The organism is Micromonospora sp. NPDC048839 (assembly GCF_040649915.1).
Classification (GTDB): domain Bacteria; phylum Actinomycetota; class Actinomycetes; order Mycobacteriales; family Micromonosporaceae; genus Micromonospora.
In genome coordinates this window covers 101455-117558 of the sequence record NZ_JBEZGL010000005.1, presented here as the reverse complement: position 1 = coordinate 117558, position 16104 = coordinate 101455, and the positions used below count along the sequence as shown (strand labels likewise).

General features: G+C 72.1%; 13 protein-coding genes. 3 read left to right on the top strand and 10 right to left on the bottom strand.

The annotated features are described in order from the left end of the window. Window positions 1–9: 9 nt before the first annotated feature. Genes AB0C25_RS11775 through AB0C25_RS11755 form a run of 5 tightly spaced genes read right to left on the bottom strand, consistent with a single transcriptional unit; the run spans window position 10 to window position 4605 of the window. Window positions 10–651, bottom strand: a complete 642-nt coding sequence (locus AB0C25_RS11775) for an SRPBCC domain-containing protein (RefSeq protein WP_357372205.1) — start codon at window positions 649–651, stop codon at window positions 10–12. Continuing rightward, complete coding sequence (locus AB0C25_RS11770) at window positions 651–1016, bottom strand: metalloregulator ArsR/SmtB family transcription factor (RefSeq protein ID WP_357372203.1); 366 nt, start codon at window positions 1014–1016, stop codon at window positions 651–653. Before AB0C25_RS11770 ends, AB0C25_RS11775 begins: the two co-directional genes overlap by 1 nt. 27 nt (window positions 1017–1043) lie before the next feature. Continuing rightward, window positions 1044–3134 carry a xanthine dehydrogenase family protein molybdopterin-binding subunit gene (locus AB0C25_RS11765; RefSeq protein WP_357372202.1) on the bottom strand — a complete coding sequence of 697 codons (2091 nt, stop codon included), beginning with the start codon at window positions 3132–3134 and terminating at the stop codon, window positions 1044–1046. Beyond that, the gene (locus AB0C25_RS11760) at window positions 3131–4114 is read right to left on the bottom strand and encodes a xanthine dehydrogenase family protein subunit M (protein ID WP_357372200.1); all 984 of its coding nucleotides are present in this window, start codon (window positions 4112–4114) and stop codon (window positions 3131–3133) included. Before AB0C25_RS11760 ends, AB0C25_RS11765 begins: the two co-directional genes overlap by 4 nt. Then, entirely contained in the window at window positions 4111–4605 is a 495-nt protein-coding gene (locus tag AB0C25_RS11755; RefSeq protein ID WP_357372726.1) for a 2Fe-2S iron-sulfur cluster-binding protein, read from the bottom strand. Before AB0C25_RS11755 ends, AB0C25_RS11760 begins: the two co-directional genes overlap by 4 nt. Window positions 4606–4734: 129 nt before the next feature. Between AB0C25_RS11755 and AB0C25_RS11750 the strand changes: the two genes are divergently transcribed. Beyond that, window positions 4735–5310 carry a nucleotidyltransferase family protein gene (locus AB0C25_RS11750; protein WP_357372198.1) on the top strand — a complete coding sequence of 192 codons (576 nt, stop codon included), beginning with the start codon at window positions 4735–4737 and terminating at the stop codon, window positions 5308–5310. A gap of 366 nt (window positions 5311–5676) precedes the next feature. On the opposite strand, the gene AB0C25_RS11745 is transcribed toward AB0C25_RS11750, so the two are convergent. The 4 genes from AB0C25_RS11745 to AB0C25_RS11730 all read right to left on the bottom strand — a co-directional run bounded on the left by AB0C25_RS11745 (window position 5677) and on the right by AB0C25_RS11730 (window position 10276). After that, window positions 5677–7053, bottom strand: a complete 1377-nt coding sequence (locus tag AB0C25_RS11745; RefSeq protein ID WP_357372196.1) for a GH1 family beta-glucosidase — start codon at window positions 7051–7053, stop codon at window positions 5677–5679. Between the two features lie 29 nt (window positions 7054–7082). Continuing rightward, window positions 7083–7922, bottom strand: a complete 840-nt coding sequence (locus AB0C25_RS11740; protein WP_357372194.1) for a carbohydrate ABC transporter permease — start codon at window positions 7920–7922, stop codon at window positions 7083–7085. Further along, window positions 7915–8907, bottom strand: coding sequence for a sugar ABC transporter permease (locus tag AB0C25_RS11735; protein WP_357372192.1), 993 nt, complete (start codon window positions 8905–8907; stop codon window positions 7915–7917). Before AB0C25_RS11735 ends, AB0C25_RS11740 begins: the two co-directional genes overlap by 8 nt. A 70-nt stretch (window positions 8908–8977) precedes the next feature. Then, window positions 8978–10276, bottom strand: a complete 1299-nt coding sequence (locus tag AB0C25_RS11730; protein WP_357372190.1) for a sugar ABC transporter substrate-binding protein — start codon at window positions 10274–10276, stop codon at window positions 8978–8980. Between the two features lie 237 nt (window positions 10277–10513). Here AB0C25_RS11730 and AB0C25_RS11725 point away from each other — a divergent pair, with 237 nt between their 5' ends. Continuing rightward, the gene (locus AB0C25_RS11725; RefSeq protein WP_357255628.1) at window positions 10514–11713 is read left to right on the top strand and encodes an ROK family transcriptional regulator; all 1200 of its coding nucleotides are present in this window, start codon (window positions 10514–10516) and stop codon (window positions 11711–11713) included. A gap of 256 nt (window positions 11714–11969) precedes the next feature. After that, complete coding sequence (locus AB0C25_RS11720; protein WP_357372188.1) at window positions 11970–14606, top strand: discoidin domain-containing protein; 2637 nt, start codon at window positions 11970–11972, stop codon at window positions 14604–14606. A 107-nt stretch (window positions 14607–14713) separates the two neighbouring features. Here the strand turns inward: AB0C25_RS11720 and AB0C25_RS11715 are convergent, their stop codons facing one another. Beyond that, a complete protein-coding gene (locus tag AB0C25_RS11715) occupies window positions 14714–16036 on the bottom strand; it encodes an FAD-dependent oxidoreductase (protein WP_357372186.1) in 1323 nt (440 codons plus the stop codon). Window positions 16037–16104: the final 68 nt, after the last annotated feature.

Here is a 16104-nt window from a genome sequence, read left to right as displayed (position 1 = left end):
CGCTCAGGCTCAGGCCTCCGGGGCGCCGGTGTAGAAGGCGGTGGTACGCGCGGCGGCGGCGTTCGCCTCGTCGGGATCGGTGCCGGCGGCGATGCTCGCCGCACCCCACAGCCGGCTGCTCACTTCCACCGCCCGTCGGCCCTCGGGCGAGGCGCTCCACTCGGCGGCCTGCTCGGGGGTGATCCCGCTGCCGTCGCCGGCCAGGTGGGCGGCGAGACCGAGGAGCCCGAGGTCCCAGCCGACGCCGACGGCGCCCGGCCCGAACTGGGCCCACCGGTCCTGGTCGACGTGCGCGATGTGGTCCAGGTCGAGGCGTGCCCGCTCGTCGTCGACCGGGGTGATCCGCACCTCGATCCAGCTCACCTCGCCGCCCATTTCCCAGGTGGCGGTGAAGCGGTGTGGCGGCTCGCAGGTCTCGACGACGCCGTGGGCGTTGCCCTGCAGCTCGTACTTGCCGTGCAGCCGCAGGTCACCGGAGATCGGCAGGAACCAGCGGGGGATGCGCTCGGCGTTGGTGCAGGCGTCCCACAGATCCTCGGCCGTCGCCTGGTAGGTCTGGCTGATCGTGGTCACCCGAGCCGCACCGGCCTCCAGGGTGCGGCTGCCGACCGTGCGCCGCACGGCGTTGATCTGCTCGGTGGCGTCGAACATCAGGTGTTCCTCTCGTCGGGTGGGTCGGCTGCCTCGCGCAGCCGACGCTCGCGTCGGCCCCGGGCCAGCTCGGTGGCGAGTGCCGCCAGGGGCGGGGTCCAGAACCGGCGGAAGTGCTCCAGCCAGCCGTCGACCTCACGTAGTGGCCGTGGGTCGACCGCGTACAGCCGCCGGGCGCCCTCCGGGCGCACGGTGGCGAAACCGTTGTCCCGTAACACCTTGAGGTGCTGGGACACGGCGGGCTGGGAGATGCCGAACTCGTCGCGGATCACCGCGCTGACCGCGCCGGCGGTCTGCTCGCCGGTGGCGAGCAACTCCAGGATGCGGCGCCGGACCGGATCGCCCAGCACGTCGAAGGCGTGCACGCGACAGTTATATCAGCAGCAGCTTATTTAAGCCAAGCGTGATAACCCGATCAGCTTGTCCAGTCGGATCGGCAGGTCCCGGATCCGCACGCCGGTGGCATGGTGCACCGCGTTGGCGACCGCCGCCGCCGCGCCGACGATGCCGATCTCGCCGATGCCCTTCACCCCGGCGGGGTTCAGCTCGTCGTCCCGCTCGTCCAGCCAGTACGCCTCGATGGACTCGACGTCCGCGCAGCCGGTGATGTGATAGGTGGCCAGGTCGTGGTTGACCCAGTCGCCGTACCGCTCGTCGAGCAGGCCCTCCTCGTGCAGGGCCATCGACAGCCCCATCGTCATGCCGCCGATGAGCTGGCTGCGGGCCGTCGTCGGATTCACCACCCGACCGGCCGCGAACACGCCGAGCATCCGGTTCAGTCGTACCTCGCCGGTGTCCGCGTCCACCCGCACCTCGACGAACTGCGCCCCGTACGCGTACCGGGGCAGGGCGGGCTGCCCGCCCACCTCCTCGGTGGTGTCCGCCTCGGCGGTCACCTCGCCGGTCGGCGGTCCGCCGTCGCGCAGCTTGTCGCGCAGCGCCTGCGCGGCGCGGATCACCGCCCAACTCCAACTGGCGGTGCCCATCGAGCCCCCGGCCAACGGCGCGGTCGGCAGGGCGCTGTCCCCGATGTGGATCTCCACCCGTTCCGGCGGCACGCCGAGGGCGTCGGCGGCCACCTGCCAGATCGCCGTCCGGGCGCCGGTGCCGATGTCGGTGGCGTCGATCCGGACCAGGAAGCTCCCGTCCGGTCGGGCGGTGGCCGTGGCCGACGACGGCCGGGCCCGAGCCGGGTAGCTCGACCCGGCCATCCCCGTGCCGATCAGCCAGCGCCCGTCGCGCCGGGCGCGGGGCGTCGGGTCCCGGTCGGTCCAGCCGAACCGCTGCGCACCCTCGCGTAGACAGGCCACCAGGTTGCGGCTGGTGAACGGCCGCCCCTGGTCCGGGTCGACCGCCGTGTCGTTGCGGATGCGCAGCTCCACCGGGTCGACGCCGACGGCGATGGCCAGCTCGTCCATCGCCGACTCCAGGGCGTACGCGCCGGGGCACTCGCCGGGGGCGCGCATCCAGAACGGCGTGGGCACGTCGAGGCGGACCAGCCGGTGCGTGGTGCGGCGGTGGGGTGCGGCGTACATGCTGCGGGTGTAGACGGCGGTCTGCTCGGCGAACTCCCGGATGGTCGAGGTCTGGCTGATCGCGTCGTGGCAGATGGCGGTGAGCCGCCCGTCGGCGTCGGCGGCGAGGCGGACCCGCTGGATGGTGGGGGTGCGATAACCGACCGGCCCGAACAGTTGCTGGCGGGTCAGCGCCAGCTTCACCGGTCGGTCCACGTGCCGGGCCGCGAGGGCGGCCAGCACCACCGACGACTTGGCGTACCCCTTGCTGCCGAAGCCGCCGCCGACGTGCTCGGCGACCACCCGGATCGACTCGGGGGGCAGCTCGAACAGCTCGGCGAGGGTGGCCCGCACCGGTGACGCACCCTGGGTGGAGTCGTGCACCAGCAGCCGGCCGTCGCGCCACTGTGCCGTCGTGGCGTGCGGCTCCATCGGGTTGTTGTGGTATGCCGGCGTGCGGTACGTGGCGTCCACCCGCACCGGCGCCGCCGCGTACCCGGCGTCGAAGTCACCCTCGGCGGTGTCCGTCGGGTAGCTGGGGTTGACGTGGTCCGGCTGGTACAGGCCGGGGTGGTCGTCGGTGAGCACGGTGCTGTGCGGGCCGGCGTCGTAGTCGATGCGGACCAGCCGGGCGCCCTCCCGGGCCGCCTCCAGGCTGGTGGCCACCACCACGGCGACGTACTGCCCCCGGTAGTGCACCGCCGGCTCCTGCAACAGCCACAGCTCCGGCTGCGGACCGGGCGCCATCCGGGGCGCGTTGCCGTGGTGCACGACGGCCAGCACGCCCGGCGACGCCAGCGCCTCCGTGGTGTCGACCCGGGTGATCCGGCCGCGCACCACCGCAGACGGCACCGCCCAGCCGTAGGTGATGCCGTCCACCGGGTACTCCACCGCGTACCGGGCGGTGCCGGTGACTTTCGCGCGGCCCTCCAGCCGGGGGTACGCGTGGCCGACCGCGTCGGTGCTCACGACGCCGCCAGCTCGCTGAGCGCCCGCACGGTGATGGCCCGGGTCAGCGGCACCTTGAAGCCGTTGTGCCGCAACGGGCGGGCCTCGGCCAGTTCCGCGTCGGCGGCCCGTCCGGCCAGCTCCGGACTGAACGGTCGACCCCGCAGCTCCTCCTCGGCCCGGTACGCCCGCCACGGCCGGTGCGCCACCGCCCCGTACGCCAGCCGCACGTCGCGGACCACGTCCCCGTCGAGGTCCAGCACGGCGGCCACCGAACCGGCGGCGAAGGCGAACGAGGCCCGGTCGCGCACCTTGAGGTACGTCGAGCGGCGCGCGGCCGGCAGCGGTGGCAACCGGACGGCGGTGATCAGCGCGCCCCGGCCCAGGGTGGTCTCCCGTTCCGGGTGCGTGCCGGGGGAGCGGTACAGGGCGGTGATCGGGAGGTCGCGGGGGCCGTCGGTCTCGTGTACCTGCACCACCGCGTCGAGTGCGGTCAACGCCACGGCCAGGTCGGACGGGTGGGTGGCCACGCACTGTTCGGACCAGTCCAGCACCGCCAGGTCGCGGTTCTGGCCGTGCAGGGCGGCGCACCCGCTGCCCGGCTCCCGCTTGTTGCACGCCTTGCCGGTGTCCTGGAAGTAGACGCAGCGGGTGCGCTGCAACAGGTTGCCGCCGGTGGTGGCCATGTTGCGCAGCTGTCCGGAGGCGGCGGCGAGCAGGGCGCGGGCCAGCACCGGGTAGTCCCGGCGGACCACGGGGTGGGCCGCGAGGTCGCTGTTGCGGACGGTCGCGCCGATGCGCAGCCCGCCGTCGGGCAACTCCTCGACGGTGTCCAGCGGGAGCCCGGTCACGTCCACCAGCACGTCGGGGCGCTGCACCCCGAGTTTCATCAGGTCCACCAGGTTGGTGCCGCCGCCCAGGTAGGCCGCGTGCGGTTCCGCGCCGAGCACGGCGACCGCGTCGACCACGTCGGCCGGCCGGTGGTAGCGGAACGCCCTCATCGCGTCGCCGCCGTCTCGCGGACGGCCGCCACGATGTGCGGGTACGCGGCGCAGCGGCACAGGTTGCCGGCCATCCGCTCGCGGATCTCCGCGTCGGTCAACTCGGCGGACGTGTTCAGGTCGTCGGTGACCGCGCTGGGCCAGCCGCGAGCGACCTCGTCGAGCATGCCGCGCGCGGAGCAGAGCTGACCGGGGGTGCAGTAGCCGCACTGGAACGCGTCGCGCGCGATGAAGGCGGCCTGCAACGGAGACAGCCCGTCCGGACCGGCCAGCCCTTCGACGGTCACCACCGACCGGCCGTCCACGGTGACCGCGAAGACCAGGCAGCTCTTCACCCGCCGGCCGTCGAGCAGCACGGTGCAGGAGCCGCACTGGCCGTGGTCGCAGCCCTTCTTCGCCCCGGTCAGGTCGAGGTGCTCGCGCAGCGTGTCGAGCAGGGTGGTGCGGTTGTCCAGGGTCACCTCGCGGGACGCGCCGTTGACCTCGACCATCACCCGGGACGAGTGGCGCTCGTCGGTGGTCGTCGCGTTCTCTGCTCGGTCCGGCACCGGCCCAGACTAGCTTTGTCGGTATATCTCAGGGCGAATAACGCAAAGCCCTTCGAACCGGAGGTGACGACGGTGACCGCCGGACTGCTGCTCGCCGCCGGCGCCGGGCGGCGCTACGGCCTCCCGAAGGCGCTTGTCGAGCTGGACGGTGAGCCGCTGGTGCGGCGCGGAGTCCGGCTGCTCGGCGACGGCGGCTGCGCACCCGTGCACGTGGTGCTCGGCGCCGGCGCCGACGAGGTGCCCGACCTGCCCGGCGCGGTGCCGGTCCGGCACGATCGCTGGTCCGACGGGCTGGGCTCGTCGCTGCGCCGGGGCCTGGCCTCCCTGCCGGCCCACGTACCGGCCGTGGTCGTGGTCCTCGTCGACCAGCCGCTGCTCAGCCCGGTCGCCGTGCGCCGGGTGCGCACGGCGTACGCCAGCGGTGCGCTCGTCGCGGTCGCCACCTACGCCGGCCGGCCGGGGCACCCGGTGCTGCTGGGCCGGGACGTCTGGCCGCTGCTGGACCGGTACGCCGTCGGCGACCGGGGTGCCCGCGACCTGCTGCGCGACCGGCCGGACCTGGTGGTCGAGGTGCCCTGCGACGACGTCGGCTCACCGCTGGACGTGGACACTCCCGCCGACCTGCCCCGGCTGGTCGGCGACGGGTGAGCCACCGGGGCAGCCCCTCGCTCGTCACCGCATGATAGATGATCATGAAGATGACCGCGAGCAGGCCCAGCAGCGGGTTGACGAACCAGCCGAGCAGGCCGCCGAGCGCGTACAGGACCAGGCCGGTGATCGGCCGCGGCAGCTGCCTGCGCACGTACTCGGGACTGACCCCGCGTCGCAGCAGCACCGGGTGCCGCCGCAGGTAGCCGAAGAACACCAGCCAGGGGGCCGACATCAGCGCGGCGGACAGCGCGTACAGGGCGACGGCCGCGCGCTGCAACGCGGTCAGTGGCGGTTTCCTCGGATCGGGACGGAAACGGCCGCCCGGGGTCGACACCCCGGGGCGGCCGCTCGCCCCGCAGGTGTTCAGGCCACCGGCGCAGCCGTCCCGGTCGTGCGGGCGAGCCGCTGGTGGGCGCGGATCAGCTCGGCGTAGCGCAGGCCGCTCGCCTTCACCGTCCGACGCTGGGTGGCGTAGTCGACGTGCACCAGACCGAAGCGCTTGTCGTAGCCGTACGCCCACTCGAAGTTGTCCAGCAGCGACCACACGAAGTACCCGTCCAGCGGAACCCCACGGGCCACCGCCGACGCACACGCCGCCAGGTGCTGCTCCAGGTGGTCGGTGCGCTCCTTGTCCTCCACCCGGCCGTCCGCGGTGACCTCGTCCGGCCAGGCCGAGCCGCTCTCGGTGACGATGATCCGGCCCGGCCGGTACTCCTCGTGCACGTCGACGAGCAGCCGCTCCAGTCCCGCCGGGTACATCTCCCAGCCCATCGCGGTCTCCACCGAGCCGGGCACCGGCACCTGCCGGGCGTACGGGGCCGCGCCGGTCGGGTCGTCGACCACCAGTTGCCGGAAGTAGTAGTTCACCCCGAGGAAGTCGGTGGGCGTGGCGATCACCGTGAGGTCGTCACCGCGTACCGGTGGCTCGACACCGTAGGTGGCGATCATGTCGGCGGGGTAGCCGCGCCCGTGGATCGGGTCCAGCCACCACCTGTTGACGTGCCCGTCGGCCCGGCGGGCCGCCGCCACGTCCTCGGGCCGGTCGGTGGCCGCCTCGATCGGGCTGAGGTTGAGCACCAGACCCACCGAGGCCGGCCGGGCGGCGTTGGCGCGGATCGCCTGGGTGGCCAACCCGTGCCCGAGCAGCACGTGGTGCGAGGCGTGCACCGCGCGGGTGAGGTCCCGCTCGCCGGGGGCCATGTTGCCCTCCAGGTGCCCGATCCAGCACACGCACAGCGGCTCGTTGACCGTGTTCCAGTCGCCGACCCGGTCACCGAGGCGAGCGGCGACCACCGCCGCGTAGTCGGCGAACGCCTCGGCGGTCGCGCGCTCCGGCCAGCCGCCCCGATCCTGCAACGTCTGCGGCAGATCCCAGTGGTAGAGCGTGACGAACGGCCGGATCCCGTCGGTGAGCAGCGTGTCGACGAGCCGGTCGTAGAAGTCCAGTCCGGCGGGGTTGACCCGGCCGACGCCGTCGGGCATCACCCGGGGCCAGGCCACCGAGAAACGGTACGCGTCCACGCCGAGCCGGCGCAGCAGCGCCAGGTCCTCCGGCCATCGGTGGTAGTGGTCGCAGGCCACCGCGCCGGTGTCGCCGTTCTCGACCTTGCCGGGGGTCGCGGAGAAGGTGTCCCAGATGGACGGCGCCCGGCCGTCGACGTCGACGGCGCCCTCGATCTGGTACGCCGCCGTGGCGACACCCCAGAGAAAGTCGGGTGGCAGCTTGGACAGGTCGGGCACGGGACGGGTCTCCTCTGGGATTGACTTACTCACTTGACCGCGCCGGCGGTGAGGCCGGCGACGAAGTACCGCTGCAGGGCCAGGAAACCGACGACGACCGGGACGCTGACCACGAGCGAGGCGGCCATGATCTGGTTCCAGTAGACGTTGAACTGGGTGGAGTAGCCCTGCAGGCCGACGGCCAGGGTGCGGCTGCCCTCGTCGGTCATCACCGATGCGAACAACACCTCGCCCCAGGCGGTCATGAACGCGTACACGGTGACCGCCACGACGCCCGGCACGGCGGCCGGCAGGATGACCTGGAACAGGGTCCGCAGCGGCCCGGCGCCGTCGACCTGCGCCGCCTCGTCCAGACCCCGGGGGATCGAGTCGAAGTAGCCGACGAGCATCCAGATCGAGAACGGCAGCGAGAAGGTCAGGTACGTGATGACCAGGCCGGTACGGCTGGCGTACAACTCGATGCCGGTGGCGTTGCCGAGGTTGACGTAGATGAGGAACAGCGGCAGCAGGAACAGGATGCCGGGGAACATCTGGGTGGACAGCACCGTCACCGTGAAGACGCCCCGGCCGCGGAACCGGTACCTGCTGACCGCGAACGCGGCGAAGATCGCCACCGCGACCGAGCAGATCGCCGCGATGCTCGACACCACCAGGCTGTTCACCAGGTACCGGGCCAGTGGCACGGTGCTCCACATGTCGATGAACGGTTGCAGCGTGGGCCGGCTGGGCCACCACGTGAAGCCGTTCTGCACGTCCTGCAACGGCTTCGCCGCGGAGGTGACCATCACGTAGAGCGGGATGACGACGAAGAGGGTGAGCAGGGTCAGCACGATGCGCCGGCCCCAGCGCTCACCGGCGGTCTCACGCATGGTCGTCCCTCCGACGGTTGGTGATCAGCAGGTAGGCGGCCGAGACGATCATCAGGAACAGCAGCAGCGCCACCGACATGGCCGAGCCGGAGCCGAAGTCCCAGGTCTTGAAGGAACTGCGGTAGATGTGGATGGAGATGAGGTCGGCCTGCTCCGGGGCGGAGCCGCCGAACAGCACGAACGGGGTGTTGAAGTCGTTGAAGGTCCACAGGAACAGCACCAGCAGCAGCACCAGGTTCACCGGCCGCAGCATCGGCAGGGTGACCGAGCGCAGCCGACGCCAGAACCCGGCGCCGTCGATCGCGGCGGCCTCGTACAGCTCGCCGGGCACGTTCTGCAGCCCGGCCATCAGGCAGAGGAACGCGAACGGCCAGTTGCGCCACACCGACACCACCAGCAGCGACCAGAAGCTGTTGTCGCCGATCAGCCAGAACGGCCGCTCGTTGAGCAGCCCGAGCTGGTCGACCAGCACGTGGTTGACCAGGCCGGTGTCGCGTTGCAGCAGGAAACTCCAGGTGATCACCGCGGCGTAGACCGGCAGGGCGTACGGGGTGAGGAAGAGCGCCCGCAGGATCGCCCGCCCACGGAACGGCTTCTGCAGGACGACCGCCGCCGAGATGCCGAGCAGCCAGGCGAACCCGACCGAGAGCACGCTGTAGGCCAGGGTGATCCAGAACGAGTGCAGCAGTTCCCTGCCGGCGGCGCTGTTCAGGTCGAGCGTCGCCCGGTAGTTCTCCAGCCCGACGAAGGGCGCGGTGGACCAGTTGCGAATGTGGAACTGGGTCAGCTCCAGCAGGCTCATCCAGACCCCGACCACCATCGGGATCACGTGGATGGCGAGTTCCAGCACGATGGCCGGTGCGAGCAGCAGGTACGGCAGGAGGGAGCGGCGGGGGCCGCGGGGCCGACGTTCCGGCCTCCGGGCCGGTGACCCGGCCCGGGGTTCGCGCCGGTCGACGTCCGACGCGGTGGTGCTGGTTGCCATCGGGGTCCTCTCGGAGGCGGTGGCCGTGGCCAGGCTCAGCGCCTGACCACGGCCACCGGTGACGCCTGGGTCAGCGCATCTTCTGCTGCGCGTCGGTCAGCTTCGCCTTCACCGAGGCCTCGGTGACCGGCTTGCCGCTGGCCGCGTCCGCGAACAGCTCCTTCATCGCGGTGCCGACCAGGGTCTCGAAGGTGCTCTCCTCGGGCACCTGCGGCAGCGGGGCCGCCGTGGTGACCAGGGTCTCCTGGATGGTCTTCTGCTCGGTGGCGCTGAACGCCGGGTCGGCGCCCGCGGTCTTCACCGCCGGCAGCGAACCGTACGTCTTGTTGAGGATCGTCTGCTCCTCGTCGCTGGTCATGAACTTCACGAAGCTCAGCGCGCCGTCCTTGTTCTTGGTGTGCTTGAAGACGGCCATGTTGATGCCGGCGACCATGCTGTTGACCTTCTTGCCGCCGGCCGGCGGGCTGGCCAGGAACGGCACCGGGGCCACCCCGTACGCGTCGGCGGGCATGTTCTGCGTCTTCAGGTTCGAGCCGGCGGACTGCCACAGCAGCATGGCGGCCTTGCCGTTGGCGAAGTCGGAGACCGACTGGTTCTGCGCGTACTCGGCGTTGCTCGGGTTGGTGATCTTGTCGGCGGCCATGAAGTCGATGTACCGCTTGATCGCCGAGACGTTCTGCGGGGTGTCGAAGGTCGGCTTGCCGGCCGAGTCGAACCACTCGCCGCCGTACTGCTGGCTGAAGGTGAACGCGTGGTGGGCGTTCTCCGACGGGTTGGCGCCCTCGATGGCCAGGCCCCACTTGCCGCCGGTGCTCAGCTTCTTGCCGTACTCGGCGAGCTGCTCCCAGGTGGTCGGCGGCGCGGTGATGCCGGCGTCCGCGAACGACTTCTTGTTGTAGTACAGGCTGTACGCCATGCTGTAGAGCGGCACGGCGGCCGGCGGCTTGCCGGGGGCGCCGGCGGCGGCGAGCGCGGCGGGCACGATCCGGTCCTTGCCGCCGACGGCCTGCAGGGTGGCGTCGTCGAACTCGACGAGCGCGCCGGTGGCCTGCAACGACGCCGACCAGGTGTTGCCGATGTTGACCACGTCCGGGCCCTTGCCCGAGGCGGCGGCGGCGAGCAGCCGGTTGAGCAGGTCCGACCAGGGGACCACCTCGACGGTGACCTTGATCCCGGTCTGCTTCTCGAACTTGTCCAGCTCGGGCTGGAGGGTCGTCTTGTCGGCCTCCAGGCTGGCGCCCTGGTTGCTCGCCCAGTAGGTGAGCGTCTTGGGCGATGCGGCGGAGTCGTCGCCGGAGCCGCCGCAGGCGGTCAGCGAGGCGGCGGCCAGTACGGCGGCGGTGAATATCCCGAGGTGTCGTCTCGACACGGGTCAGCCCTTCCGGTGCGTGGTGGGGGTCCGCCGACCTCCGTCGCCGATAGGGGTCGGGCGACGGGTGGCCGGCTGCGGGACAGGGTTCGGGGGTGCGCCGTCGGGGTCCGTCGGCGTTTCCCGGGAGTTACATCACGGCTTAATTTATGTCGTCATTAAAGTGGTTGGCCGGTGGGTCGTCAAGCACGAGGCGGTTACAGTCGCCTCGAACGACCGACGGGAACGAGGTGTCGAGTGGAGCTGGCGCGTGCCACCAACCGCAGCGTGCGGCTGCGCAACCGGTCCGCCCTGCTGACCAAGCTCTTCCTCGACGGCCCGCTCACCCGCCAGGACCTGGTCCGCAGTACCGGGCTGAGTCAGCCGGCGGTCAGCAACGTGGTGGCCGACCTGATCGACGAGGGGCTGGTCGCCGAGGCCGGGGCCGCCGAGTCCGACGGCGGGCGGCCCAGCATGCTGCTGCGGATCGCGCCCCGCTTCGCGTTCCTGGTGGGCGTGGACGTCGGTGAGACCCGGGTCCGGGTGGAGCTGTTCGACTTCGCGATGACCCTGTTGGCCAGCGTCGAGTACCCGCTCGACCCGGCCCGCACCGAGCCGGACCTGGTGGCCGGGCACGTGCTGGCCGGCATCGACGCGGTGACCGGTCAGGCGCAGGTGGCCCCCGGCGACGTGCTCGGCGTCGGCATCGGCGTCTCGGGAGTCGTCGAGCAGGGCGTCGAGGCCGTCGTGCACGCCCAGGCCCTCGGCTGGGACCGGGTGCCGCTGGAACGGCTGATCAGCGCGGGCACCGACCTGCCCCTGCACATCGACAACGGCGCGAAGACCCTCGGCCAGGCCGAGATGTGGTTCGGCGCCGGCCGGGGCGCCCGGCACGCCGTCTTCGCGCTTGTCGGCTCCGGCGTGGGCGCGTCGGTGGTGACCGGCGGCGCCACCTACCGGGGCGCGTCCAGCAGCGCGGGGGAGTGGGGGCACACCACCCTGGTGTACGGCGGCCGGGCCTGCCGGTGCGGCGCGCGCGGCTGCCTGGAGGCGTACGTGGGCGCGGAGGCGATCATCGACCGCTACCGGGAGGCGCGCCGAGGTCGACAGGTGCCGGGCGAGGACGAGGAGTCCCAGCTCGCCGCGCTTGTCGCCGCCGCCGACACCTCGGTGACCGCCCGGCGGGTGCTGGACGAGACCGCCGGCTACCTCGGCGCGGGCGTGGCCAACCTGATCAACCTGTTCAACCCGGAGCGGGTGGTGCTCGGCGGTTGGGCGGCGATGGCGCTGGGCGACCTGCTGCCGGCCGTCCGCGAGGCCGCCGGTCGACAGGCACTGCGCCAACCGTTCGAGCAGGCGTCGATCGAGCTGTGCCGCCTCGGCGTGGACGCGGTGGCGTTGGGTGCCGCCACGCTGCCGATCGCCCGCTTCCTCACCGAGGGCGGCGTCCGCCGCTGAGCCGGGACGACGGCAGCGCCCCCGGCGAATTACACAAAAAGAATCCTCGGGATAAATAACGAAGTTATAGATCGATGTCTTGACGCCGCCGCAATCTCGCCGCAACACTCCTACGAGAGCGCTCTCCGGCCCGCGGTGCCGTACCGGCGGCACCCAGAACTGTGGCGTCGCATCGGCGGCACCACCCACGGCACCACGGGGCGAGCCCGATCCCACCCTCGGCGGCATCCGTAACCCCCTATCGACAGGCGATGTCATGACATCTCGTGCAACATCCGTACGCCCGCGTCCCCGACGGGCCGTTCGACACCTGCTCGTCGGGCTCGCCGTGGCCCTGGTCGCGGCGCTCACGCCGGCCGGTGCCACCACCCCCGCGCACGCCGCGCCCACCCTGCTCTCGCAGGGCCGCCCCGCCACCGCCTCGTCCAGCGAGAACGCCGGCACCCCCGCCAGCGCCGCCGTGGACGGCAACACCGGCACCCGCTGGGCCAGCGCGTTCAGCGACCCGCAGTGGCTCCAGGTCGACCTGGGCGCCCGGGCCACCATCAGCCAGGTGAACCTGCTCTGGGAGGGCGCCTACGGGCGGGCCTTCCAGCTCCAGACCTCCGACGACGGCGCCACCTGGACCACGATCTACTCGACCACCACCGGCACCGGCGGCACCCAGAACCTCACCGTCACCGGCGCCGGCCGCTACGTCCGGATGAACGGCACCGCCCGGGGCACCGGCTACGGCTACTCGCTCTGGGAGTTCCAGGTCTACGGCGAGACCGGCGGAAGCACGCCCACCTGCGGCAGCACCAACGTCGCCCAGGGCAGCCCGGCGACCGCCTCGTCCACCCAGGACGCCGGCCTCGCGGCGTCCGCCGCCGTCGACGGCAACACCGGCACCCGCTGGGCCAGCACCGCCAGCGACCCGCAGTGGCTGCGCGTCGACCTGGGCAGCACCCGCACGATCTGCCGGGTGGTACTCACCTGGGAGGCCGCGTACGCGCGGGCCTTCCAGCTCCAGACCTCGGCCGACGGTGCCACCTGGACCACGATCTACTCGACCACCACCGGCGCCGGCGGCACGCAGTCGCTGACCGTCGGCGGCAGCGGCCGCTACCTGCGGATGTACGGCACCGCGCGGGGCACCGCCTACGGCTACTCGCTGTGGGAACTGGCGGTGAACACCACCGGCGGCGGGACCAGCGAGCCCCCGGTCGACACGACCGATCCGCGCAACCCGAACCTCGGACCGAACACGTTCGTCTTCGACCCGAGCACCCCGACGTCGACCATCCAGAGTCGACTGAACACCCTCTTCACCCAGCAGGAGACCAACCAGTTCGGCCCGCAGCGCTACGCGGTGCTGTTCAAGCCCGGCACCTACACCGCCGACGTCAACCTCGGCTTCTTCACCCAGGTCGCCGGCCTCGGCATGAGCCCCGACGACGTCAACCTCAACGGTCACGTCCGCACCGAGGCGTTCTGGTTCGGCGGCAACGCCACCCAGAACTTCTGGCGGGCCGCCGAGAACCTCTCGGTCACCCTGCCCGCCGGGCAGACCGTGGAGCGCTGGGCGGTGTCCCAGGCCGCGCCGTACCGGCGGATGCACCTGCGCGGCGCGCAGAACCAGATCCAACTCTGGAACGGCGGCGACGGCTGGTCCAGCGGCGGCCTGATGGCCGACACCCGCATCGACGGCCTGGTCGTCTCCGGCTCGCAGCAGCAGTGGTACTCCCGCAACAGCGAGTTCGGCAACGGCTGGACCGGCTCGGTGTGGAACATGGTCTTCCAGGGCGTCAACGGCGCTCCCGCGCCGAGCTTCCCCAACCCGTCGCACACCGTCATCGCGCAGACCCCACAGGTCCGCGAGAAGCCGTTCCTCTACGTCGACGGCACCGGTGAGTACCGGGTCTTCGTGCCGGCGCTGCGCACCAACTCGACGGGCACCAGCTGGTACAACAAGACCCCGGCCGGCTCGTCCATCTCGCTGTCGCAGTTCTTCGTCGTCCAGACCGGCACCAGCGCCGCCACCATCAACGCGGCCCTCGCCCAGGGCAAGCACCTGCTCTTCACCCCGGGCGTGCACCACGTCACCGAGCCGATCCAGGTCAACCGGGCCGACACGGTGGTCCTCGGCCTCGGCCTGGCCACCATCCAGGCCGACAACGGCAGCGTCGGGATGCGGGTGGCCGACGTGGACGGCGTCAAGGTCGCCGGCCTGATGTTCGAGGCCGGCACGACCAACTCGCCGGTGCTGATGGAGGTGGGGCCGTCCGGATCGTCGGCGAGCCACGCCAGCAACCCGACCTCGCTGCACGACGTGTTCTTCCGCATCGGCGGGCCACACGTCGGCAAGGCCACCAACACGTTGACCGTCAACAGCGACAACGTGATCGGTGACCACATGTGGCTGTGGCGGGCCGACCACGCCGCCAGCGGCGTACCAACCGGGTGGACGTTGAACACCGCCGACACCGGGCTCACCGTCAACGGCGACAACGTCACCATGTACGGCCTCTTCGTCGAGCACTACCAGAAGTACCAGACCATCTGGAACGGCAACGGCGGCCGGACGTACTTCTACCAGAACGAACTGCCGTACGACCCGCCCAACCAGGCGGCCTGGATGAACGGGTCGACCCGGGGCTACGCCGCGTACAAGGTCGCCGACTCGGTGACCAGCCACCAGGCGTTCGGGCTGGGCAGCTACAGCTACTTCAACGTCAACCCCGCCGTCGTGGAGGAACGGGCCTTCGAGGTGCCCACCAACCCGAACGTGCGCTTCACCAACATGGTCACCGTCTCGCTCGGTGGCGTCGGCACCATCAACCGGGTGATCAACAACGCCGGTGGCACCGCGAACGCGGCGAACCAGCAGGTGTACCTGACCACCTACCCCTGACCGGTGCGCCCGCGCCGGCCCGGTGGTTGCCGGGTTGGCGCGGGTCGCCACCGTGGGCCGAGCCGGCCCGGTCCCGCCGAGACCGGGTCGGCCTCGGTCGTGCCCGCTCAACCAGCCAGCACCTCCTCCGCCGCCCGCTCACCAGCCCGCACCGCGCCCTCCAGGTAGCCGGTCCAGCGGGTCGCCGTCTCGGTGCCCGCCCAGTGCACGCGCCCCACCGGCGCCCGCAGGTGCGGACCGTACGTCTGCCAGGTGCCCGGGGTGAGCGCGCCGCAGAAGCAGCCCCGGGTCCACTCGTCGGCCGACCAGTCGTACTCGACGAGGTCCAGCGGGTCCTCGGCGCGCGGCCCGACCACGCTGGCGAACGCCTCCAGCAGGCACTGCCGACGCCGCGCGGGGGACATGCCCCGCAGCGCGGCGGCGTCCGCGGAGTAGCTGAACCCGGTCAGCACGCCGAGCGGTGCGGTCGGGGTGGAGTTGTCCACCGTCTCGGTGAGCGGGCCGGCGCTGCTGGTGGACACCCCGGACAGCCCGTCGGCACGCCAGAACGGCTCCGGGTAGACCGCGTGCACCTTCAACGCCGAACCCATCGGCATCCGCTGGGTCAGCCCGTCGCGCAGCGCGGGCAGCGGCGGGTCGTACCGGATCCGGCCGGCCAGTGCCGGGGCCAGCGCGACCACCACGGCGTCGCCGGCGACGCGGCCGGTGTCGGTACACGCCGTCACCCCGCCGATGGTCTGTTCGATCGACCGCACCGGTGTGGCAAACGTCAGCGTTCCCGGGGGCAGGGCGGCGGCCATCCGTTCGGCGAGCGCCGGCGGCCCACCCACGATCCGGTCCTGCTGCGCGCCGCCGGCCATCCCCAGCAACGGCCCGGTCCCACCAGCGCTGCGCAGGTAGAACAGCAGGTGCAACAGGGACAGCTCGTCCACGCCGGTGGCCAGCAGCCCGCCGGCGAGCAGCCGCCCCAGGTAGTCGGCGGTGTCGTCGTCCCCGGCCGTCGCACGCAGCCAGCCGCCGAGGTTCGTCCGATCCCACCGCGCGGCCTCCGGCGCCTGCCAGGGCGCGGCCGGGTCCAGGCAGGCGGCGTACCCGTCGAGCAGGGCGAGCACCCGGCCGACGTCCGCCGGCGGCTCGGCCCGGCGTTGGCCGGCCCAGAGCAGGGTGGGTGCGCCGAGGGCCGCCGACGCGAAGGTGGCCAGCCCGTGCTCGGCGACCAGCGCGTACATCCGGTCCTGGGTCGGGCCGATCCACTGCGCCCCCAGGTCGAGCTGCGTGACCTCGGGCAGCCAACGGGTCAACACCCGACCGCCCACCCGGTCGCGGGCCTCCAGCACCCGCACCTCGGCGCCGGCACGGGTGAGCGCCAGCGCGGCGGCGAGCCCGGAGAAACCGGCGCCGACCACCACCACCCGGATGCCGTCGGTCATGGCGCGCTGTTTACCCGCAACCGCCCGGCGCATGACTCCCGGCGCTGATTGAACGGCTGATCACGCTG